The 21,223-nt window shown below is 37.7% G+C and carries 25 protein-coding genes; 7 read left to right on the forward strand and 18 right to left on the reverse strand.

The window, feature by feature from the left end:
* Positions 1 to 18 precede the first annotated feature (18 nt).
* The 4 genes from recA (at position 19) to G530_RS0101565 (ending at position 3,582) form a co-directional block, all read left to right on the forward strand.
* Positions 19 to 1,032: a recombinase RecA gene (gene recA / locus G530_RS0101550; protein ID WP_026932852.1), complete on the forward strand. Its 1,014-nt coding sequence runs from the start codon at positions 19 to 21 to the stop codon at positions 1,030 to 1,032.
* 86 nt (positions 1,033 to 1,118) lie between these two features.
* Positions 1,119 to 1,559, forward strand: coding sequence for a hypothetical protein (locus tag G530_RS17215; RefSeq protein ID WP_051199646.1), 441 nt, complete (start codon positions 1,119 to 1,121; stop codon positions 1,557 to 1,559).
* A gap of 41 nt (positions 1,560 to 1,600) precedes the next feature.
* Positions 1,601 to 2,146 (forward strand): RNA polymerase sigma factor, encoded by a 546-nt coding sequence (locus G530_RS0101560; protein ID WP_026932853.1) that lies wholly within the window; start codon positions 1,601 to 1,603, stop codon positions 2,144 to 2,146.
* Positions 2,143 to 3,582 carry a porin family protein gene (locus tag G530_RS0101565; protein ID WP_026932854.1) on the forward strand — a complete coding sequence of 480 codons (1,440 nt, stop codon included), beginning with the start codon at positions 2,143 to 2,145 and terminating at the stop codon, positions 3,580 to 3,582. Before G530_RS0101560 ends, G530_RS0101565 begins: the two co-directional genes overlap by 4 nt.
* Here G530_RS0101565 and G530_RS0101570 read toward each other — a convergent pair.
* Complete coding sequence (locus tag G530_RS0101570; protein ID WP_035715686.1) at positions 3,579 to 4,319, reverse strand: lysophospholipid acyltransferase family protein; 741 nt, start codon at positions 4,317 to 4,319, stop codon at positions 3,579 to 3,581. The genes G530_RS0101565 and G530_RS0101570 overlap by 4 nt on opposite strands.
* A 75-nt stretch (positions 4,320 to 4,394) precedes the next feature.
* Between G530_RS0101570 and trpS the strand changes: the two genes are divergently transcribed.
* Positions 4,395 to 5,363 (forward strand): tryptophan--tRNA ligase, encoded by a 969-nt coding sequence (gene trpS, locus G530_RS0101575; protein ID WP_026932856.1) that lies wholly within the window; start codon positions 4,395 to 4,397, stop codon positions 5,361 to 5,363.
* Here trpS and dprA read toward each other — a convergent pair.
* Positions 5,360 to 6,460, reverse strand: a complete 1,101-nt coding sequence (gene dprA / locus G530_RS0101580; protein WP_026932857.1) for a DNA-processing protein DprA — start codon at positions 6,458 to 6,460, stop codon at positions 5,360 to 5,362. The genes trpS and dprA overlap by 4 nt on opposite strands.
* Before the next feature lie 99 nt (positions 6,461 to 6,559).
* Here dprA and G530_RS0101585 point away from each other — a divergent pair, with 99 nt between their 5' ends.
* Positions 6,560 to 7,489: an HU domain-containing protein gene (locus G530_RS0101585; protein WP_026932858.1), complete on the forward strand. Its 930-nt coding sequence runs from the start codon at positions 6,560 to 6,562 to the stop codon at positions 7,487 to 7,489.
* A gap of 61 nt (positions 7,490 to 7,550) precedes the next feature.
* Entirely contained in the window at positions 7,551 to 8,060 is a 510-nt protein-coding gene (locus tag G530_RS0101590) for an acyl-CoA thioesterase (protein WP_026932859.1), read from the forward strand.
* Positions 8,061 to 8,081: 21 nt separating this feature from the next.
* Here the strand turns inward: G530_RS0101590 and G530_RS0101595 are convergent, their stop codons facing one another.
* From G530_RS0101595 to G530_RS0101670, 16 genes are all read right to left on the reverse strand, one after another.
* Positions 8,082 to 9,305, reverse strand: coding sequence for a murein hydrolase activator EnvC family protein (locus G530_RS0101595; RefSeq protein WP_035715687.1), 1,224 nt, complete (start codon positions 9,303 to 9,305; stop codon positions 8,082 to 8,084).
* Positions 9,302 to 10,072 carry a lipoprotein insertase outer membrane protein LolB1 gene (gene lolB1, locus G530_RS0101600; protein WP_026932861.1) on the reverse strand — a complete coding sequence of 257 codons (771 nt, stop codon included), beginning with the start codon at positions 10,070 to 10,072 and terminating at the stop codon, positions 9,302 to 9,304. The genes G530_RS0101595 and lolB1 overlap by 4 nt, the downstream gene beginning before the upstream one ends.
* Entirely contained in the window at positions 10,072 to 11,436 is a 1,365-nt protein-coding gene (locus G530_RS0101605; RefSeq protein WP_026932862.1) for a tetratricopeptide repeat protein, read from the reverse strand. The genes lolB1 and G530_RS0101605 overlap by 1 nt, the downstream gene beginning before the upstream one ends.
* 9 nt (positions 11,437 to 11,445) lie before the next feature.
* On the reverse strand, positions 11,446 to 12,456 hold the full coding sequence (locus G530_RS0101610; RefSeq protein WP_026932863.1) for a sugar nucleotidyltransferase: 1,011 nt from the start codon (positions 12,454 to 12,456) through the stop codon (positions 11,446 to 11,448).
* Positions 12,457 to 12,476: 20 nt separating this feature from the next.
* The gene (gene dut / locus G530_RS0101615) at positions 12,477 to 12,911 is read right to left on the reverse strand and encodes a dUTP diphosphatase (protein ID WP_026932864.1); all 435 of its coding nucleotides are present in this window, start codon (positions 12,909 to 12,911) and stop codon (positions 12,477 to 12,479) included.
* Between the two features lie 3 nt (positions 12,912 to 12,914).
* Entirely contained in the window at positions 12,915 to 14,366 is a 1,452-nt protein-coding gene (locus G530_RS0101620) for an oligosaccharide flippase family protein (RefSeq protein ID WP_026932865.1), read from the reverse strand.
* A gap of 60 nt (positions 14,367 to 14,426) precedes the next feature.
* Positions 14,427 to 14,870 carry a hypothetical protein gene (locus G530_RS0101625; RefSeq protein WP_035715688.1) on the reverse strand — a complete coding sequence of 148 codons (444 nt, stop codon included), beginning with the start codon at positions 14,868 to 14,870 and terminating at the stop codon, positions 14,427 to 14,429.
* 147 nt (positions 14,871 to 15,017) lie between these two features.
* Positions 15,018 to 15,878, reverse strand: coding sequence for an ATP synthase F1 subunit gamma (gene atpG / locus G530_RS0101630; protein ID WP_026932867.1), 861 nt, complete (start codon positions 15,876 to 15,878; stop codon positions 15,018 to 15,020).
* Between the two features lie 117 nt (positions 15,879 to 15,995).
* Complete coding sequence (atpA, locus tag G530_RS0101635; protein WP_026932868.1) at positions 15,996 to 17,576, reverse strand: F0F1 ATP synthase subunit alpha; 1,581 nt, start codon at positions 17,574 to 17,576, stop codon at positions 15,996 to 15,998.
* Between the two features lie 45 nt (positions 17,577 to 17,621).
* Complete coding sequence (gene atpH, locus G530_RS0101640) at positions 17,622 to 18,176, reverse strand: ATP synthase F1 subunit delta (protein ID WP_026932869.1); 555 nt, start codon at positions 18,174 to 18,176, stop codon at positions 17,622 to 17,624.
* A 3-nt stretch (positions 18,177 to 18,179) separates the two neighbouring features.
* Complete coding sequence (locus G530_RS0101645) at positions 18,180 to 18,674, reverse strand: F0F1 ATP synthase subunit B (RefSeq protein WP_026932870.1); 495 nt, start codon at positions 18,672 to 18,674, stop codon at positions 18,180 to 18,182.
* Positions 18,675 to 18,759: 85 nt separating this feature from the next.
* Positions 18,760 to 18,981: an ATP synthase F0 subunit C gene (gene atpE, locus G530_RS0101650; protein WP_011711113.1), complete on the reverse strand. Its 222-nt coding sequence runs from the start codon at positions 18,979 to 18,981 to the stop codon at positions 18,760 to 18,762.
* 24 nt (positions 18,982 to 19,005) lie between these two features.
* Complete coding sequence (atpB, locus tag G530_RS0101655; protein ID WP_026932871.1) at positions 19,006 to 20,109, reverse strand: F0F1 ATP synthase subunit A; 1,104 nt, start codon at positions 20,107 to 20,109, stop codon at positions 19,006 to 19,008.
* 135 nt (positions 20,110 to 20,244) lie between these two features.
* Entirely contained in the window at positions 20,245 to 20,628 is a 384-nt protein-coding gene (locus tag G530_RS0101660) for a hypothetical protein (RefSeq protein ID WP_026932872.1), read from the reverse strand.
* Positions 20,629 to 20,844 carry an AtpZ/AtpI family protein gene (locus tag G530_RS0101665; protein WP_026932873.1) on the reverse strand — a complete coding sequence of 72 codons (216 nt, stop codon included), beginning with the start codon at positions 20,842 to 20,844 and terminating at the stop codon, positions 20,629 to 20,631.
* On the reverse strand, positions 20,825 to 21,223 hold the full coding sequence (locus G530_RS0101670; RefSeq protein WP_026932874.1) for a bactofilin family protein: 399 nt from the start codon (positions 21,221 to 21,223) through the stop codon (positions 20,825 to 20,827). The genes G530_RS0101665 and G530_RS0101670 overlap by 20 nt, the downstream gene beginning before the upstream one ends.

Consider the following 21,223-nt stretch of genomic DNA (forward strand, 5'->3'; position numbering starts at 1 on the left):
CAATAATAAAATACATTCATGAGCAACGATAAAGAAAAAGACGCGAAGTTAAAGGCACTGAAGCTCACCCTTGACAAAATGGATAAAACCTACGGTAAAGGTACGGTCATGAAGATGAGCGACCAGGTTGTTGTAGATGTTGATGCTATTTCTACAGGTTCATTAGGCCTCGATCTTGCATTGGGAGTTGGAGGATATCCTAGAGGAAGAGTTATTGAAATTTACGGTCCTGAATCTTCAGGTAAAACAACGCTGACTCTTCACGCTATTGCTGAAGCCCAGAAAAAAGGTGGAATTGCAGCCTTTATTGATGCGGAACATGCTTTTGACAGGTTTTATGCTGAAAAATTAGATGTAGATATAGACAATCTTATCATTTCTCAACCAGATAATGGTGAACAGGCTCTTGAAATCACAGATAACCTTATACGTTCAGGGGCAATTGATATAATTGTAATTGACTCTGTTGCTGCTCTTACTCCAAAAAGTGAGATCGAAGGGGAAATGGGAGATTCTAAAATGGGTCTTCACGCAAGATTAATGTCTCAAGCGCTTAGAAAACTTACTTCTTCTATAAGTAAGACCAACTGTACAGTTATTTTCATTAACCAGTTAAGAGAAAAAATTGGGGTGATGTTCGGGAATCCTGAAACAACTACTGGTGGTAACGCTCTTAAATTCTACGCTTCGGTTAGACTTGATATTAGAAGATCTACCCAAATAAAAGATAGCGCAAACAACGTAATGGGTAATAAAACCCGGGTTAAGGTTGTGAAAAATAAAGTTGCACCTCCATTTAAAACTGCCGAATTCGACATTATGTACGGAGAAGGAGTTTCAAAAATTGGTGAGATCATCGATATAGGAGTAGATTATGAGATCGTGAAGAAAAGCGGTTCATGGTTTAGTTATGAGGATACCAAACTGGGGCAGGGACGTGATGCGGTTAAAACATTGCTAAAAGATAATCCAGATCTCATGGAAGAACTGGAAGAAAAGATCAAGAATGCGATCAAGATCGCTAAAGAATAAACCAGAATCCCCGAAAGGGGATTTTTTTTGCTTTTTACGCAACCATTTAATTATTGCTGCATCTATAGTATAAAAGCAAAAAACTTATGAAAAAATTGGCACTCATTTTATTATCAATAGTCACCCTAACTAGTTGTTCTATTAATGATGATAATGGCCCGGCAGCAGAGTATGAATTGGCAACGATTACTGGGAACGATCTCCCAGACAGCTTCGAATTAGGAAAATCTTACACAATTACGCTAGACTATGATCTACCATCTCAATGCCATAGTTTTGCGGCACTTGATGCCAGAAGAGGTGGCAGTACCGGAGACGAAAAAAGACAGATCTATGCAGCCGTGGTTTCTATATTATCAACCAATGCTCAATGCAATGAGGACGTAGCCGGTAATTCAGGCACAACTACTTTTAATATCCTTATTGATGAACCAGAAGATTATAAATTCTATTTTTGGACAGGTACAGATGCAGATGACCAGCCTATTTACACTGAAGTTACGGTACCCGTAACAGAAGCTGGATGATTTGAAAATAGTTTTCAGATTAGACTTAAAAAGAGAGTTACTTGGGATTAAAAGAGCTTATTCGCAAGTGCAGAAATAATGATAGAGATGCACAGGAACAGCTTTATCGCTTATATGCGGCTAAGCTTTTCGGGGTATGTCTGAAATATTCTAATAGTCGCCAGGAAGCCGAAGATAATCTTCAGGATGGATTTGTAACCATTTTTGAAAAGATCTCTCAGTATAAGAATGAAGGCTCCTTTGAAGGTTGGATGAAAAGGATCTTAATTAACACTGCTTTGCAGAAACACCGGCAACAAAAGGTGTATGGTATCACTAACGAAGATTATTTACAACAGGAAGAGATAGAAGTAGAGACCGATGAGCTCTCTGTAGATTTTCTGCTGGAGTGTGTTCAAAATCTTCCAGACAGATATAGACAGGTATTTAATCTATATGTGATGGACGGCCACTCACACAAAGAAATTGCAGAATTGCTTAAAATTTCTGAAGGAACCTCGAAGTCTAACCTTGCCAGGGCAAGAATGGCTTTAAAAGATAAGATTGAAAGAAAACAGAATATTCATAATTCGGCTCAATCATCATGAAAGAAAGAAAAAATATAGACCGGATTTATCAGGAGAAGTTCAAGGATTTTGAACAGGAACCTAATGAGGAGGTTTGGAAGAAAATTTCGTCAAGACTTGATGAAAAAGAAAAGAAAAGACCATTTATCATTCCACTTTGGTGGAAAATTGGAGGTGTAGCTGCGGTATTGGTTTTAATTATCTCCAGCCTTTTATTTTTAGATACTGAAACTCCCTTAACTAATGAACCTGAAGTGGTTTTTGAAAATCCTGAAAAAACGAATCAGGGTCAGGATCAAAAGGTTACACCCAAAAAGAAAGAAAATCAAAGTGGATCTTCAGAGGGTATTGTTTCTGAAAATTATATAGAAGAAAAAGGAAAAGACAATTCTAATTCAGATAATAGATCTTTCGAGAATAATCAGGAAATAGAGCCAAATAATACGGTGGGAACAAAATCGGCCACTACTAATTCTATTGTGTCCAATCAAAATAAAAAGGCAACTATACCGGTTCAGCAAATCGATTCTTCAAAGAATAGATATGAAACAGAAAACCGAGCAATTCAAACAGAAGAGGTCCAAAATAAGACTTCCGGTGAAATTGCACAGACAGAAAAAACGTTAATAGATTCAACGAAGACAAAGTCTGTTCTCGAAGAACAAAATGCACTTGCTGAAATTGAAAAGGACAAGAAAAAGACAGAGGAAGAAAATGAAAATTTAGCCGAAGTAAATTCAAAAAAATTAAGACTTTCTACTTTCGCCGCTCCTGTATTCTATAAAAATCTTGGAAGCGGAAATGAGCTTTCCAATCAGTTTTCAGGCAACCCATCATCCTCTGACGTTACTTTTTCTTATGGCGTTAAAGTTGCTTATCAAATTTCTAATAAGCTTAGTATAAGAACTGGTATAAGCAAAGTGGATATCAACAACACCATTCAGGATATTTCTTACTCTCCTGCAGCCAGTTCTGTTAGATTTGACAATATAACACCGGTAGCAGATAATATCGATATTAGAGACAATAACTCTTCAGACAGCGGACTTCCAACAGGCACTATGGGATTCAGCAATTCTGTTAATGCTTCAGTTTTTACTCCCGGGGAAATAAGTCAGAAATTCGGGTATATAGAAATTCCTGTAGAACTTGAATTTGCCCTGATTAATAGAAAATTCGGATTAAATATTATTGGAGGAGGTAGTAGCCTCTTCCTGGACAATAATCGCGTTGATCTAATATCCGCAAATAACAAAACAAAACTTGGAAAAGCCTCTAATATAAACAGTACCAGCTTTAGTACAAATATTGGCCTGGGAATGGACTATAAACTTACAGATAAATTCAGCATTAGTGTAGAGCCTATTTTTAAATATCAATTGAACACTTTTAAGAATGTTGATAATGTTCAACCAACAAATTTTGGAATATATTCCGGGCTGAATTTCAGATTTTAAAGACTGGGATCACGAAGCTCTTCCAGAATGATGTTATGAGTTTTTTCTTTTAACTCTTTCCTGCAGGTAATTTCCAGATCTTTCGTATGGATGAAATTATGGATTTTCACCCTTAATTTTCCAGGTCTTCCGGTAAGGAATTTATAGGAAAAGCGTTTTTTATTATCGTGAAAAGTTAAAGGAATAATAGGGATCTTATGTTCTATGGCTAACCTGAAGGCCCCATCTTTAAACTGATCCAGAATTATAGTATGATCATCTGGAACGCCTCCTTCCGGAAATATACAAACACTGTTACCCTGTTTTAATCTTCGTTGGGCTTCCTCGAAAGCAGCCTTGCCACTTTTTTGATTTTTCCTGTCAACAAGTATACACGTACGCCGGTAGAAAAAACCAAAAATCGGTATTTTACCTAATTCCTTTTTACCAATAAAAACAAAGGGTTGTTTTATAACGCTTAGCATTAGCATTATATCCAGCATAGACGTGTGATTAGCAACAAGCATGTAACTTTTGTTCTTTTTGGGAAGTTCATCTGCATCAACTTTAATATGAAAACCCATTCCATAAATTATGATCTTCGACCAGATACGGGCGCAAACATAATACTGCGGGTAAAATTTTTCAGAAGAAGTGAAAACTATTAAAAAGGGAAGCATAATAATAATCGGCACGATCATTAATATATAGAACCAGATTCGCCATAATAAAATTGCCGCCGATTTAATAAAACTCATAGTATCCAAAAGTAGTAAAATGAACCGAGCGAATTCTATAAAAAAATTACCTTTGCAACAAAATCCAAGAAGTCAATGTCCAGAATACTTACAGGAGTACAAAGTACAGGAACACCCCATTTAGGAAATTTATTAGGAGCAATATTACCAGCTATAGAAATGGCTAATCAGCCAGATAACGATTCCTTTATTTTTATTGCAGACCTGCATTCTCTAACTCAAATAAAAGATGCTGAAACACTTAGGCAAAATACCTATTCTGTTGCGGCGACCTGGCTTGCCTGTGGTCTGGACATAGAAAGAAGTGTTTTCTATCGCCAGAGCGATATTCCCCAGGTTACCGAATTATCCTGGTATCTAAGTTGTTTCTTCCCCTATCAACGGTTAACACTTGCACATTCTTTTAAGGATAAGGCAGACAGGCTGGAAGATGTTAACAGTGGTTTATTTAGTTATCCCATGCTTATGGCGGCAGATATCCTATTATATGATGCTGATATCGTTCCTGTGGGTAAAGATCAATTACAACACCTGGAAATGACCAGAGATGTAGCCGCCAGGTTCCATGCGAAAATGGGTGAGGTATTTGTTATCCCTGAAGCAAATGTGCAAAAAGACACGATGTATGTTCCGGGTACCGATGGTGAAAAGATGAGTAAGTCTAAGGGTAATACCATCAATATTTTCCAGACAGATAAAAAATTGAGAAAACAGATCATGGGAATCGCAACAGACAGCACTCCATTGGAAGAACCAAAAGATCCTGATACCTGTAATGTTTTTGCTCTTTATAAGCTTATTGCTAATGAAGAACAAACAGCTGTAATGAGAAAGAATTATGAAGCAGGGAATTATGGTTACGGTCATGCCAAACAAGCACTTTTTGAACTCGTAAAAGAAAGATTTCAGGAAACGCGTGAAAAATATGAGTACTTCATTAATAATCCTGCAGAGGTAGATAAAGCTCTTGAAAAAGGAGCTGAAAAAGCAAGGCTTGTTGCTAATGAAGTTCTAAAAAAGGTTAGAGCTAAATCTGGATATTAAATAACTTCGAATAGTTTTCCAGGGAGAGGTCTTATAGCGCCTTTTAATTCCATATTCAACAGTAACGAGGCGGTTTTAAAGGTTGGGAACTGGCAATTTAAAGCCAAGAGATCCAATTCGGTTTTACCGCTGGATTTCAAGAAGTCAAAGATCTTTTGTTCATCTTTTTCGAGCTCGACAAAAAGTTGTTTCTGAACAGATTGTTGCTTCTCGTTTAGTTCCCAGTTTAGAATATATACCAGGTCTGCAACTGAAGTTAATACATGTGCTTTTTGTGCTTTAATGAGATTATTGCAACCAATACTGTATTTATCTGCAGGCCGTCCAGGGACAGCAAAAACCTCTCTATCATAGGAATTGGCAATATCTGCCGTAACCAGGGCACCACCTTTTTCGGCACTTTCTATAACTATGGTTGCTTCACTTAAGCCGGCAATGATACGGTTACGTTTCAAAAAATTATTGCGGTCAAAATTGTCGGTACTCCAGAAATCTGTAAAAAAGCCTCCATTTTTTTCAATTTCTGCCATGTACTTTTTATGAGATTTTGGATAGATCTGGTTTAATCCGTGAGCCAGACAACCAACCGTTTGCAAATTATTCTTAACGGCCGCCTTTTGAGCAGTAATATCTACTCCATAGGCAAATCCAGAGATAATAACCGGATCCAATACTGCCAGGTTTTCTATAAACTCCTCGCAAAATGAGCTTCCATGAGCAGATATTTTTCTAGTACCCACAATGCTAATTACTCTCCTTCTATCAAGTTCTATATTCCCTTTTGAAAATAGAATGATCGGGCCATCAAGGCAATGTTTAAGTTTCTCGGGGTAATTTTTATCCTGAAAATAATGAACCTTGATATTATTCGCTTCAATAAACTTAAGCTCTTCTTCCGCGGCCTTAAAATGTCTGGATTCATTTAATTCCTGAATTCTAACCTGGCCAACTCCATCAATTTTGAGAAGATTTGATCTTTTTTCTTTGAAGACATTTTTTGCACCACCTAACTTAGCAATCAGTTTTTTGGAAGTTGTATCTCCCAGATTTGGAATGTGTTGCAATGCCATTGCATATAATAGGTCTTCAGAATTCATCCAGGATAATTTGATTAAAATTACAGAAAAAAACATTTGTTAATAAAATTTCTTTGGGTAACTTTAACCCACTACCAATAACCTATATTTTTGCGACCAATGAATATTTCCAACCACATCCAGGACCTGCTTTATAGATACGAATGTGTAGTTTTGCCCGGTTTCGGTGCTTTCCTTTCGCAAAAGCAGTCAGCATATATAGACGAGAATTCCAAAGAGTTTTATCCTCCAAATAAAGTTATTTCTTTCAACAGGCAGTTGATCAAGAATGATGGCTTATTAGCGAATTACGTCGCAGATGTGGAATCTGTGAAATATAACACTGCCAATAACATGATCCAGGAATTCGTTTACGACCTGGAGAATTCACTGCAAAATGATGCGAAGGCAGAATTGGCAAATATTGGTAAGTTTTATCTAGACCAGGAAGACAAACTTCAGTTTGATCCTTTTAGCGAGATCAATTTTCTTACTCAGTCTTTTGGACTGGCATCTTATAAAACAGCACCTATTCAACGTGAGGTTTACAAGAAACAGGTTGAAGAGCTGGAAGAAAAAACGCCATTATTATTCACTCCTGAAAGAAGAAGATCTTCTTTCCTTAAATATGCTGCTATTGGCCTTATCGCCCTTGGAGTATCTAGCTTCGCCGGCTTGAATATATATAGCAGTCAGGTATCCAAACATAATATTGCAGAACAGCAGGAAGCTGAAAGCAAACTACAGGAACAAATTCAGCAGGCCACTTTCGTTATTGATAATCCTTTACCAGCTGTAACTTTTGAAGTAGAAAAACAGTCTGGTGACTACCATATCGTAGCCGGGGCTTTTAGAGTGGAAGAAAACGCTCAGAAAAAGGTTGATGAGCTGCGCGAAGACGGTCATAAAGCAAGGCTTATTGGCGCTAATAAATATGGACTTCATCAAGTTGTTTATTCAAGTCACCAGTCAAGAAGAGAGGCTATAAATAAGCTGTACGAAGTAAAAAGAAGCAATGAAGCTGCCTGGTTATTGGTTCAGGAACTTTAATTTAATACTTCCTTAACGGCCAAACCTCCTAAATCCTCCTTACTTTTGCAAAAAAATTGATATGGAGGCTAAACCACCTAGCGAATCACGTACTACATTAACAGATCTTGTTCTACCAAGCGAAACCAATCCATTAAATAATCTTTTTGGAGGCGAGTTACTTGCTCGTATGGATCGTGCTGCAAGTATTGCTGCAAGAAGACACAGCAGAAGAATAGTAGTTACCGCATCTGTAAATCATGTTGCTTTCAATAAGGCAATTCCGTTAGGAAGTGTTGTAACTGTAGAAGCTGCTGTTTCCAGAGCTTTTAAAAGCTCGATGGAGATATTCATAGATGTTTGGGTGGAAGATCGTGAAAGTGGTCGTAGAAGCAAGGCTAATGAGGCTATTTACACCTTTGTTGCTGTAGATGAAACTGGAACTCCAATACAGATTCCACCTTTAGAGCCTGAAACCGATCTTGAAAAGGAACGCTTTGAGGCTGCCTTAAGAAGAAAGCAATTGAGTCTTGTACTTGCAGGCAAAATGAAACCTGCAGATGCAACGGAGCTCAAGGCGCTTTTCGACTAAACTTCTGTGAATAGTTTTAGATTACATTCTGTAGATCCAGGCTGCTGGATCCATCTTCTGATCATTTTTATAAAGCAAGAAGTGTAAAGTAGTTTTACCTGTAGATTTACTGGTTGCTACTTCCCCTATTTCCTGTTCAGTGACCACCCTGTCACCTCTTTTTACATACACCTTTTCAAGGTTATTGTAAATGGTGATATAATCTCCGTGCCTTACCATTACCGCCTGGTTGGCGCCTTTTACGGCTTGAACCTCACTTACGGTTCCGTTAAATACCGCACGGGCCTTTCCGCCTTTATCGGTATCTATCCTTACGCCGTTATTGTTCACCATAACAGATCTTACAACCGGGTGCGGCTGCTTACCAAATTTCATAGTTACCACCCCAGATTGTACCGGCCATGGTAATTTCCCTTTGTTATTATTAAAATCTGCCGCCAGAGCTTCTGCCGCCGGAGTAAGTTTATAAGTACTTCTGGAAGTTGAACCACTTTCCTTATTGGCCTTGGCAATAGACTCACGTATCATTTTATCTATCGCGCGGTCTATCTCATCAATTTCCTGTTGCTTACTTTTTATCTGGGAAGCGAACTCACCTTCACGCTGCCTTATTGTCGCCATCAACGTTTGCTGAGACTTTCTATTCTTTTCTAATTCAGCCCTGGTTTTACGGTTTTCGGCAATCAATTTATCCTTTTCCTCCTTTTGCCGAACCAGCCTGGCATTAAGCTCCTGTAATTCCTGTGTATTAGCCTTAATTTCGTCTCCCTGTTGTTTTCTATAGTTCGTATACTGTTTCATATACTGTAGCCTCTTATAAGCCTGTAAGAAGTTTTTGGAAGACAAGAGAAACATCACCCTGCTTTGCTGGGATTTACTTTTATAGGATTTCTCGATCATCCTGGCATAATCCTCTTTGAGTTTTTCCAACTCCTTTCTAAGCTGACCAATTTTGTTGGTATTCGTATTGATCTCGCGGTTAAGTAAATTAGCCTGCTGATTGGTTAATTTTATAAGATCTTCTGTACTTTTTATTTGCTGGTTAAGATCTTCAACCTGCCCAAGTACCGAACGTTGTTTCTTTTGATTAGAGATCCTTAACTCGTTTATACGAGTGATCTCATTACGAAGTTCAATTCGTCTTTTTTCAAGCTCCTCCCTATTGGTTTGAGCATTTGAAATATTAAGGCTGAAAAATAAAACCAGTAAACAAAATAGGGTTTTGGGATAATTCAATGCAATCATTTTAAGCTGATTTCTTCATAACCTGAAGGGATGTCAAATGGAAAACTTACTTCTTCATTAAAGGTCAAAGATCGGTAAGTAAGATCTATGTTAGTGTTTGAACCGCCTTCATTGGCAATGATCCTGATATTCTCTGGAAACACAAGGCCATCTACCTTTTGATATTCATCATAAGTTACCGTTAATCCTCTATTATCTTTATCCTGAATTAGCTGCTGAGCTTCTGCCTTAAAACTACTAGCATTAAGCAAAAACATCTTTTTCATCAACATCGCATCATCCTTAACGAATTGAAGCCCGCGAGGAGATTGCACAAAGTCATATTCTTCGGTGCGCAGGTCATAAATAGCCTGCCCGATTAATAAATTCTGAAGTTTTTGAAAATCAAGAGGTGTTCCCAGGAAATCACTTACCAGGCTGAAATCACCATCAAAGTAAGTCTGAGATACTTTTTCGTAGTAACTAACACTGGTAGGCGTGATGTAAGCTTTTGCTACCGGAAAACCCAGAATACTGGCACTCATCCAGATAGCTTTATCCTTCTCCATTCTGAAACTAAGATTTACAGACTGGGTCTTCTCATCATCCTGATATACTGCTCTTAACTTTCCAGAAACCGTATTAAATTGCGTCTCTGTAGAGTAATGCTTCTCTATAACCGAAACCGCTTCGGCGTTTTTAGTGACTATCTTTCCAGTAGATTTTCGACTTCCACAGGATATTACAAAAGTGGAAAGCAGGATCAGGGCAAATATTTTCTTCAACATCAGTTTATTTCTTTTTTCAAATTTTCCGCTTTGCGGCGATATTCTTCTGCCTTATCTGCATTATTCATACCACTATAACTAATTGACAATTGGGAATAGAAATCAAATTCCATTCTCTTATCATCTATGAGGTAATCTAATCCAAAAATAAGGCTCTCTTCAGCAGCTTCAAAATCTTCCAGCTCATTCAAGGCAACCGCCTGTAATAGATATAACATTGGCTGAGACGGAAAACTTTCCAGGGCATCTTCACTTACTTCTTTTGCCGATTCATATTTTTTAAACTCTAGTTGAAGCAATAAGGTATTTTTGATCAACTCAAAATTTCCCGGGTTTTCATTCAATCCCAATTCAAAGAATTTTAAAGCATCTTCCCTATTATTCTTTTTTAGATAATACTGCCCAACCTGTTCATATAGTTTTGGAGCATTCTCCCATTCAGTCAAATTTCCTGCAACTTCGATAAGCTGCTCTTCATATTCGGGATTATCCTGTACAAAACTTAAAAAATCATTCAGAACTTTAAATTTAGATTCTGTATCTATTTCTTCACTTTTGAAAACAACTTTCATAGAAGCCACGGCCGCATCTGTTTCGCCTTTATCCAATTGAAACTTATAAAGAGCCAGGTGAGCCAGTGAAGATCCGGGATTTGTCTCTAAAAGCTCCTGAGCTACACGAAAGGCTTCTTCATCCTCTCCTTGTTCTGTGTAAATGTAAATAAGGTTCAGGTAATTCTGTTCAATATCTGGATTGGCAGTTATACTTTCCTGCAGATTATTGATCTGTGCACCATTATTCTTTGTACGGGCATAAACCTGGCGTCTCAAAGAATTTCTATAACTATTAGCTCCCAGATTTTCATCCAGCTTATCCAGAAGACTTAGCGCCTCATCGTAATTTTCATTCAAAAAATAAAGATTAGCAAGATCTTCCTTGTAGGCCTCATCTATTGGTATAAGTTCTTTTACAGTTGAAATTGCACCTTCATAGTCCTTGGTCATTCCATATGTCTGAAATAAATAAACCAGTATAGACTCCTCTTTAGGAGCGAGTTCCCTGGCCTTTTTTAAATTCTCTATAGACTTATCAAATTGTTCCAGTTCTCTGTAATTCCTTCCCAATTCAAAATAGACAACCGCTTTTTCTGTATTTAGTTCCAGACATTTCTCCAACGCAGTGATCGCCTTTTCGTAATTTTCAATGCCTTTTTGTTTTAAGGCTTTAAAGAAATATTCCTGAAACTCATTGCTTACATTTCCAAGATCATCCTGATTAACATCCAAAAACAGCTGCGGCAATTCCTGGCTTTTTGCTGGAAATACCATAAACACCGCCAAAAAAATGATAATCAGGTTTCTCATATAAAAAGTTTATTCTAATACCGAGTAATCTCCAATGCTTATCTGAGTGAATTTACCATCAAATTTAGCATGATTCCCAATCATAGCATTATCAAGATTTGCATTTTTTATGTCTGCAAAAGTCTGAATAAGGCTATTCTTAATATTTGAATTTTCAATTTTTGTACCGTCTCCTACAGAAACATTTGGACCTATCTTCGCATTGATCAGCTCTACATTCTCTCCTATATAACATGGCTCCGTGATCTCTGAATCTTTGATCTTTACTGAATCTGAGATCAGTTTTTCACCATCCTGATGAAGGAAATTAAGCATTCTTCCATTAGTTTCAACAGTAACGTTCTTATTTCCGCAGTCCATCCACTCATCAACTTTTCCCGGAACGAATCTTAGGCCGCTTTTACGCATAGCTTCAATACCGTCATTTATCTGGTATTCGCCTCCACGGGTAAGTTTAGCATCAAGAACTTCCTGAAGTTTATTTTTTAAAACTTCAACATCTTTAAAATAGTAGATCCCAATTACGGCAAGATCTGAAACAAATTCTTCAGGTTTCTCAACAAGATCTGTAATTTCATTATTATCATTCAGCTTCACCACACCGTAAGCCGAAGGGTTTTCGACCTTTTTCACCCACATCACAGCATCTGCCGATTTATCCAGGTTAAAATCTGCTTTAAATAAAGTATCGGCATAAGCAACAACGGCAGGACCAGTCAATGATTCTTTAGCACACATGATCGCGTGGCCTGTACCCAGAGGTTTATCCTGATAATAAATAGTTCCCTTTGCGCCTAGACTATTCGCGATCTTCATTAGATCCTGTTCTACTTTCTCACCAAAATCTTCGCCTATAATGAATGCAACTTCATCTATCTTTTCATCTAAAACCTTCGCGATATCCTCTACAAGTCTATGAACGATTGGTTTCCCTGCTATAGGAATTAACGGTTTTGGTACGGTTAAAGTATGTGGACGAAGTCGTGAACCACGACCTGCCATTGGTACGATTATTTTCATTTCAATTTTTTAATAATTAATTATTTATGGCCGGTACTACCAAAGCCTCCTTCTCCTCTTGATGTTTCGCCAAGAATATCAACTTCTTGCCAGGAAATATGCTCATGTTTCGCGATCACCATTTGAGCAATTCGCTCACCACTGTTGATGACGAATTCCTCATTAGACAAATTTACGAGTATCACTCCTATCTCTCCGCGATAATCTGCATCAATTGTTCCCGGAGCATTTAGAACGGTAATTCCCTTTTTTGCCGCGAGACCGCTTCTTGGTCTTACCTGGGCTTCATAGCCTAAAGGTAATTCCATGAAAAGACCTGTTTTTACGATAGCCCTTTCTAAAGGTTTTAGAGTAATAGGCTCTTCTATATTTGCCCGAAGATCCATTCCGGCTGAAAAATCTGTTTCGTAGTGCGGCAATTTATGTGCCGACTTATTGATAACTTTTATTTCCATCTGTTATGATTGTATGATTTTGAGAATTTGATCTTTTTCGGAAACGTAGACTATCCCGATAAAAAGTAATAATAACGGTATTCCCACTAAATAATTTCCCGGGAATACATAAAATGAAAGGGCTGATAATATTATTGAAAGGCATAGATATCCAATTATCTTTTTGAGATCATAAGGTATTGGATAATATTTCTGTCCGAAATAAAATGACAATATCATCATTAAACCATAGGCCGCTAGAGTTGCAATCGCAGAACCAGTGTAACTAATTATAGGAATCAATAGTATATTCAGCACAATGGTGAGAACAGCACCGGCAACAGATATATAACCTCCAAATTTTGTTCTATCAGTTATCTTGTACCAAACCGAAAGGTTATGATATATACCCAGAAATAAATTGGCTAAAAGTATGAGAGGGACAATTTCCATTGCCTCCCAGTAGGTGTCATTCTGAATTAATAGAACTTTCAATAAATCAACAAATACTATCACAGCCAAAAGGATCATACTACCGAAGACCACGAAGTAATTAGTAATTTGAGCGTAAGTTTGAGACGCATTCTTAGAACCGGCATGACTAAAGAAAAAGGGTTCGATCCCTAATCTAAATGCTGTAGCAAAAAGTGTCATAAAAAGCGCTAATTTGTAACAGGCCGCGTATGCACCGATTTCAGACCTGGCAATATCTGCTGGTAACAAATAATCCAGCATGATCCTGTCAAAAACCTCATTTACAGAAAAGGCAATTCCAGCAATCAGCACCGGAAAAGCATATTTCATCATAGATTTCCACAGAACAGGATTAAATCTAAATTCAATTTTAAAATAAAATGGAAGCATCAACAGCAAGGTTAGCCCACTGGCAATGACATTCGAAATGAAGACGTAGCTTATTTCAAAATCGGGAATATAAATACTTTCAAAAAAGGCTGAATCCTTGGAAAGATCTGCCAGATAAAGTAAAAAGAAAACATTGAGTCCAAGATTTACTGCAACGTTCAATATTTTAATTACTGCATAGCGCATTGGGCGTTCAGAAGCTCGCAACCAGGCAAACGGTATGATCACCAATGCGTCTAGTAGAAGGATCCAAATAGCAAGCCTAATATATTCGATGCCAATTCCAGTAATCTGTGAGATATAATCTTTTACCAAAAAGGCAATTCCGAAAAATACCAGCGAAGTAACCACTAGACTTAGTCCGGAAGTATTTAAAACGTCATTACGATCTTCCTTTTTATGGTAAAACCTGAAAAAAGCAGTTTCCATACCATAAGCAAGCACTACGTTGAATAAAACGAAATAAGCAAAAATCACCGAAATTTCACCATATTCTTCTTTCGGCAAAACTTCGGTGTATAATGGAATCAATAAAAAACTAAGCATTCTCGGCAACACAGTTGCCAAACCATAAATGAAGGTTTGTTGAAAGAGTTTCTTAAAGGTACTCAACAGGAGCGGGTTGGTTTAATACAAATATCTGAATAAATCAGGATTATAAAAGCTTTAGCCTTAATCCTTTTCGACAATTCCTGTTAGTTTATAATATTTGATCTTATCGTCCTGAGTAAAAACAATTATAGCTTCATCCTTTTCTATTGAAAATGGACTTTCCTCTGGTAATTGTGGCGGTGTGTTTCCATATTCCTCTTCAGGATCTTCATGCATTACCGTATCTCCCATTCCCATGCGGAAATTAGCTACATAAAGATTTGCCTGTTCCTCGCTTTTCTTAAGCGCAGACTTCATTCCATGAAAGTAGACAGCATCGAGACTTATTAGCTGATCCTGGATACTAACCACAGGAATATTCAATTCTATGCCATCTGAGTTATAGGTATAATAAACATCACTGAATTGAGCCGGAGCACGTTCCTGTAAATCCTTATTGCTTCCGCAGGAAGCAAATAGAGCCAGTGTAAAGATTGCGGCGAAAAAGAATAAAATTTTAGTCATAACGATCTATTTTAAGATTTGAAGGTATGAAAACAAAACCTGTACCAAATAAAAAAGCCCTCATAAATGAGGGCCTTATTTCCTAACGTCATCCTGAACTCGATCCAGGTTCTCAAAGAAGTTGAAACAAGTTCAGCTTGACGTGTTTTATCCGTTCAATGCTTCAGCACCACCAACGATCTCAAGGATCTCATTGGTAATAGAAGCCTGTCTTGCTTTGTTGTAAGAAAGTTTAAGATCATCTCTAAGCTCCTTAGCATTATCTGTCGCTTTATGCATCGCAGTCATACGAGCACCGTGTTCTGCAGCGAAAGAGTCTCTAAGGCCTTTAAAAAGCTGCATCTTAAGAGACTTAGGAATAAGATCTTTAACGATCTCCAGTTTAGAAGGTTCAAATATATAATCTAACTGCTTGTTATCTTCACTTTCGAATTTCTGGATAGGAAGAAACTGCTCATCCATCACATACTGAGTAGCTGCATTTTTGAACTGGTTATAAACAATATCGATCTTGTCGTATTTCCCGTCTAGGAATAGCTGCATTAATTCTTCAGCGATATCAGATACGTTTTCAAAGGTAAGTTCATCAAAAATGCCATTGTTATTCTTATGAATTTCAAAAGTCTTTTTAAGGATATCATTACCTTTTTTACCAAGAGTATAAACTTCAACGTCTTTCCCCTGATATTCGTTCTGAATCTTATTTTTTACCTTCTTGATGATATTGGTGTTAAAAGCACCAGCCAAACCTTTATTAGAGGAAATAGCCACGATCAAAACTTTTTTCACCTCACGCTCTTCAGCAAATTTGCTTCCAGAGTCATCATCCAGAGTAGCACTTAAATCCTGTAGCAACTGAGTTAACTTTTCAGCATAAGGTCTCATAGATGTAATTGCATCCTGAGCCTTGCTCAATTTTGCAGCCGATACCATTTTCATGGCACTGGTGATCTGCATCGTTGAGGAAACTGAAGTAATCCTGCTACGTAATTCTTTTAAGTTTGCCATTTTTATTTAGTATTGAGTATTGAGTAATTAGATTTTAATAATTACTCAATACCTTTTTATTTTCATTTATAAATACTACCATCCAAGATCTTAAACCTCAGATCTCTGTACTCAATACTAGTTCTTGTATTTAGCCGAAAGTTCTTTCGCAGTCTGAGTTAAAGTGTCAATCACTTCATCAGTTAATTTCCCTGCTTTAAGCGTATCTAATGTATCTCTGTGCTTCGCATCAAGATATTCAAGATAATCTCTTTCAAACTCTTTTACCTTTTCTACAGGTACATCTCTTAATAAGTTCTTAGAACCTGCATAAATGATAGCGATCTGCTTTTCTACCGGGTAAGGATCGTTTTGTCCCTGCTTAAGGATCTCCACGTTACGCTTACCTTTTGAGATCACGTTCATTGTAGCCGCATCAAGATCAGATCCAAACTTAGCAAATGCTTCTAGTTCACGATACTGAGCCTGGTCAAGCTTTAATGTACCAGCAACCTTCTTCATAGACTTGATCTGAGCGTTACCACCTACACGAGATACAGAAATACCCACATCAATTGCAGGACGTACACCCGAGTTAAATAGATCTGAAGTTAAGAAGATCTGTCCATCTGTAATCGAAATTACGTTGGTAGGAATATATGCGGAAACGTCACCGGCCTGAGTCTCGATAATTGGAAGAGCAGTAAGTGATCCGCCACCTTTTACCTTGTCTTTAAGACTATCTGGAAGGTCGTTCATTTGTTTTGCAATATCATCATCGGCGATCACCTTCGCAGAACGCTCAAGAAGTCTTGAGTGAAGGAAGAATACATCCCCAGGATATGCTTCACGTCCTGGTGGACGACGAAGTAAAAGGGAAACCTCACGGTAAGCAACCGCCTGCTTAGAAAGATCATCATAAACGATCAACGCAGGACGACCTGTATCTCTAAAGTATTCACCAATCGCAGCACCGGCAAATGGAGCATACACCTGCATAGGAGCAGGATCTGATGCATTTGCAGCAACAATAGTAGTATAAGCTAAAGCTCCTTTATCTTCAAGAGTCTTTGCAATAGCAGCAACAGTTGAAGCTTTTTGACCAATAGCAACATATATACAGTATACCGGTTCACCGGCATCGTAAAATTCTTTCTGGTTAAGGATGGTATCAATAGCAACCACAGTCTTACCTGTTTGACGGTCACCAATCACAAGCTCACGCTGTCCTCTTCCTACCGGTACCATCGCATCGATAGATTTAATACCTGTCTGTAAAGGTTCAGTTACAGGTTGACGATAAATTACCCCGGGAGCTTTACGTTCAAGTGGCATTTCATATGTCTCACCTTCAATTGCACCTTTACCATCAATAGGAGCTCCAAGTGTATCAACCACACGGCCAACAATACCTTCACCTACATTAATGGAAGCAATTCGCTGAGTTCTTTTAACTGTAGAACCCTCTTTGATCTCTTTTGCAGGACCTAAAAGTACTACCCCAACATTATCTTCTTCAAGGTTAAGAACGATCCCTTCCAGACCACTTTCAAATTGCACTAATTCCCCATACTGGGCATTAGCCAATCCATAAATGTTCGCAATACCGTCACCTACAGTTAGAACGGTACCTACTTCGTCTAGAGAGGCCTTGGATTCAAAACCTGATAATTGTTGTTTTAATATTGCTGATACTTCAGCAGGATTTACTTCTGCCATAATTATTCAAGATAAAATGGGACGCCAAAGGCGTACCGGTTTTAATTAAATTTTTGAAACGTATGTGTTGTCTTTTAATTCTCTTTTTAGCCTGGTCAAGTTACGTGAAATGCTCGCATCATATTGCAGATCCCCGACTCTTAACACAAAACCACCAATGATACTTTCATCAATGATACTTTTTAGGCTGGCTTCTGAACCTGTTAATTCTTTCACCTTGGCGAGAATTACAGCTTCAAGTTCTTTATCTAAAGGTACTGCAGTGGTAACAACCGCCTGCCGTACATTATTCATTTCATTAAATAAAATGATATACTGGCTGGCAACGGTATGAAGAATATTAATTCTTCCATTTTCCAGCAGAATATCTATAGCACCTTTGGTAACTGCATTAAGACCCTTGAAAATTTCAAGTAGGGCGCTTTTCTTAATACTATTTTTTACTACAGGACTGGTAAGCATATTTTCAAGATCCCTACTGTTCTTAACAGTTTTGGAAATTGAGATCATATCCTCATTTACAGCTTCCGCCGAATTCTTATCCTTTGCTAAAGAAAGGATCGCCTTTGCATAACGTTGTGCGGCTCTGGTTCCTCTCATAACTTAGTTTAGCTTAGCATCACCAATCATCTTCTCGATCATTTGGTGTTGTTCATTTTTTCCTGAAAGTTCTTTACGAACAATTTTCTCAGCGATCTCTACTGAAAGTTCAGCCACATGGTTTTTCAACTCGGCCATTGCAGATTGCTTTTCAAGCTCAATACTTCTTTTTGCATCTGCAACAATCTTATCAGCTTTTACTTTAGCTTCATCTGAAGCATCTGCAATCACTTTTTCTTTTAACTCACGGGCTTCTCTAAGGATAGCATCTCTTTCAGCACGAGCTTCTTTTAGAAGTTGTTCATTGTCTGATTGAAGATTCTGCATTTCCTTACGAGCATTTTCCGCTGAAGCTAAAGCATCGTTAATAGACTGCTCTCTATTCTTAACAGAGCTAAGAATAGGTTTCCAGGCGAATTTCGCCATAAGGAAAAGTAATACTAAGAAAACGATGGTTTGCCAGAAGAACAAGCCAATTTCGGGAGTTATTAAATCCATAGTTTTAAATAATAATAGTTAAAAACATCATTTAAAGAAGTCCTTTTCGCAACCAACCGTTGCGAAAGGGACTCTTTGAAATTAATTATCTTAATACACCTAGTAAAGAGGCAACTACTCCAAAAAGAGCAACACCTTCTACAAGTGCAGCAGCGATAATCATAGCTGTCTGGATTTTTCCAGAAGCTTCTGGCTGACGTGCGATAGCATCCATGGCAGAACCACCAATTTTACCAACACCTACTCCGGCTCCAAGAACCGCTAGTCCAGCTCCTAAAGCTGCAAGACCTACATACAATAATTCCATAATAGAAAAATTTAAAAATTAAAATTAATGATGTTCATGTTCCTCAACTGCCATCCCGATAAACAGGGCCGACAGAATCGTAAAAATAAACGCTTGAAGGAATGCTACTAACAATTCCAGTACTGTTATAAATAAGGCAAAGGGAACCGAAACTCCAGCGATACCTGCATTTTCTAGTATAAATATCAATCCAATTAAACTCAGGATGATAATGTGCCCCGCAGTAATGTTCGCAAACAAACGAATCATAAGCGCTGCAGGCTTAATAAGCAATCCTAATCCCTCAACAATCGCAAGAATTGGTTTTACCCAGGTAGGAATCCCTGGCATCCAGAAGGTATGCTTATAAAAATCCTTATTTCCGTTGAAGATCATGATCAACATCGTGAAAAGACCTAATGAAACGGTAACTGCTATATTTCCTGTTACGTTAGCTGCCCCAGGTAAAAGCCCCATTAAATTTGTGATCCAGATAAAGAAGAACACAGTTAACAGGAAAGGCATGAATTTCATATATTTTTTCTGACCTATCTGAGGAATTGCGATCTCATCCCTTACAAAAAGAACCAAAGTCTCCAGAACATTATTAAATCCTTTAGGAGCGTGCTCATTCTTTTTATGGTGTCTTGCCAATCCTACAGAGAAGAAAAGAATCATTAAAATCACCGTTAAAAACATTGCAGCAACATTTTTAGTGATAGAAAGATCCCAGGGCTTAGAAGCGTTTACCGGGTGATGCTCTGCATCAAACTCAACAGCCTCTGCTCCCGCATTTAACCTATATATATCCTCATGAAGATTCACAAAGCGCATCCCATCTTTTTCTACTACCGTATTACCAGTGGCATCGTGATGAAATTCGCTGGACATGAACGTCACCAACCCATTGTCTGTATAAAGAATTACAGGTAACGGAAGGGTAACAGAGCTTTCATCAGCTCCAAAGAAATGCCACTCGTGAGAATCACCAATGTGGTGCATGATCATCTCGGTTGCATTAAACTCTTCACTAGCTTCCTCAACAGAGGTTTGCTCTTCATTATGCTCCTGTGCAAATGTAAATAAAGGAAGAATGGCCAAAGCCAATGTAAAGTACACCCTAATCACTAAAGATTTATGTGCTGTCATAGTACCTGTTCTACTTAAAAATTATGGGCTCTAAATTTCCGTGCAAAGGTATACTTTTAATTTTTATCTGAAAGTACACAGTATAATTTTTTAGCAGTTTCGGGAATTTTAACGATTTTACTGAATTACAGTTAGTTATTTAGTATTGATAAGCCTTACCGCGTAAATAGTTTCGAAAATAAGAAATAAGAAATATGGGATAAAAAAAGTGATCATATCTATAAATGGATTCGCTACATCATTCAGCATCATAGGTAATAAAAAGAGAACGGCCGCAAGCATCTTCAAAAGACTACAGGCCATAAAAGCGAATCCGGTTTTATCACTAAAAGTTTTATGTACGAACGTAAGAAAAAGGAAAATTAAAAATGTAGCCAGTACATGAAAGCTATAGATCGCTATGGTAGAATAGTAAAGCTCTATCTCAAAAAAATAATTGAGCAGTGCAAATTGAATTGAAAATAAAAGAATAGAAAACGGTATAAATGTCTTTAAAAAGGAAATAAGTTTTGCTTGCATTTATTCTTCTTCATTAAGGTCTTTAACCGCCCTGTAAACCTGGTAAAGAGCAATAAATACACCTAAAAGTGATAGTGAGATTGTATAAACTGAATATTTATTCGGGAATTTCCCATCTAACCAGATACCTGCAAATACTCCAACCGCGATAATTATACCCATTTGAAAGGCAATATTAACGAAGCCAATATATTTGTTACGCTGATCTTTTTTCATTCTCTTTTGTAAGAGGTTTTACGCCCCCATTCATTTCACATGTGGCATTAAATACCGCTCCCGGTTCTATGGACAGTTTTCCGGCTACTACTTCCCCTTCAATATTTGCAAGACTTCTAAGGGCTAAAACATCCTTCACAAAAAGTTTACCTTTGAAACTTCCTTCTACATCTGCGTTTTCGCATTCCAGGGTTCCAGTGATCAAACCACCTTTACTTATAACCACTTTACCTGTAGTTTTAAGGCTTCCATCAAGCGTACCTTCTATTCTAAAACAACCTTTTCCCGAAATTTCACCTTTGATTATGGTTCCGGCAGAAATACGATTCTGCTCATTTTGATTAGAAGTAGATTTTGATTTTTTGGGCTCAGAGAACAT

Origin of the sequence: Christiangramia echinicola DSM 19838 (genome assembly GCF_000423065.1) — a bacterium.
GTDB classification, from domain to species: domain Bacteria; phylum Bacteroidota; class Bacteroidia; order Flavobacteriales; family Flavobacteriaceae; genus Christiangramia; species Christiangramia echinicola.

Coding starts and splice junctions, on each gene's coding strand:
- G530_RS0101670 (WP_026932874.1), bottom strand. CDS start 21,223: ATGTTCTCTGAGCCCAAAAAATCAAAATCTACTTCTAATCAAAATGAG.
- recA (WP_026932852.1), top strand. CDS start 19: ATGAGCAACGATAAAGAAAAAGACGCGAAGTTAAAGGCACTGAAGCTC.
- atpB (WP_026932871.1), bottom strand. CDS start 20,109: ATGACAGCACATAAATCTTTAGTGATTAGGGTGTACTTTACATTGGCT.
- G530_RS0101585 (WP_026932858.1), top strand. CDS start 6,560: ATGAATATTTCCAACCACATCCAGGACCTGCTTTATAGATACGAATGT.
- G530_RS17215 (WP_051199646.1), top strand. CDS start 1,119: ATGAAAAAATTGGCACTCATTTTATTATCAATAGTCACCCTAACTAGT.
- G530_RS0101625 (WP_035715688.1), bottom strand. CDS start 14,870: ATGACTAAAATTTTATTCTTTTTCGCCGCAATCTTTACACTGGCTCTA.
- atpH (WP_026932869.1), bottom strand. CDS start 18,176: ATGAGAGGAACCAGAGCCGCACAACGTTATGCAAAGGCGATCCTTTCT.
- atpA (WP_026932868.1), bottom strand. CDS start 17,576: ATGGCAGAAGTAAATCCTGCTGAAGTATCAGCAATATTAAAACAACAA.
- G530_RS0101660 (WP_026932872.1), bottom strand. CDS start 20,628: ATGCAAGCAAAACTTATTTCCTTTTTAAAGACATTTATACCGTTTTCT.
- G530_RS0101590 (WP_026932859.1), top strand. CDS start 7,551: ATGGAGGCTAAACCACCTAGCGAATCACGTACTACATTAACAGATCTT.
- dut (WP_026932864.1), bottom strand. CDS start 12,911: ATGGAAATAAAAGTTATCAATAAGTCGGCACATAAATTGCCGCACTAC.
- atpE (WP_011711113.1), bottom strand. CDS start 18,981: ATGGAATTATTGTATGTAGGTCTTGCAGCTTTAGGAGCTGGACTAGCG.
- atpG (WP_026932867.1), bottom strand. CDS start 15,878: ATGGCAAACTTAAAAGAATTACGTAGCAGGATTACTTCAGTTTCCTCA.
- G530_RS0101570 (WP_035715686.1), bottom strand. CDS start 4,319: ATGAGTTTTATTAAATCGGCGGCAATTTTATTATGGCGAATCTGGTTC.
- trpS (WP_026932856.1), top strand. CDS start 4,395: ATGTCCAGAATACTTACAGGAGTACAAAGTACAGGAACACCCCATTTA.
- G530_RS0101610 (WP_026932863.1), bottom strand. CDS start 12,456: ATGAAAATAATCGTACCAATGGCAGGTCGTGGTTCACGACTTCGTCCA.
- G530_RS0101645 (WP_026932870.1), bottom strand. CDS start 18,674: ATGGATTTAATAACTCCCGAAATTGGCTTGTTCTTCTGGCAAACCATC.
- G530_RS0101665 (WP_026932873.1), bottom strand. CDS start 20,844: ATGAAAAAAGATCAGCGTAACAAATATATTGGCTTCGTTAATATTGCC.
- G530_RS0101595 (WP_035715687.1), bottom strand. CDS start 9,305: ATGATTGCATTGAATTATCCCAAAACCCTATTTTGTTTACTGGTTTTA.
- G530_RS0101565 (WP_026932854.1), top strand. CDS start 2,143: ATGAAAGAAAGAAAAAATATAGACCGGATTTATCAGGAGAAGTTCAAG.
- dprA (WP_026932857.1), bottom strand. CDS start 6,460: ATGAATTCTGAAGACCTATTATATGCAATGGCATTGCAACACATTCCA.
- lolB1 (WP_026932861.1), bottom strand. CDS start 10,072: ATGTTGAAGAAAATATTTGCCCTGATCCTGCTTTCCACTTTTGTAATA.
- G530_RS0101605 (WP_026932862.1), bottom strand. CDS start 11,436: ATGAGAAACCTGATTATCATTTTTTTGGCGGTGTTTATGGTATTTCCA.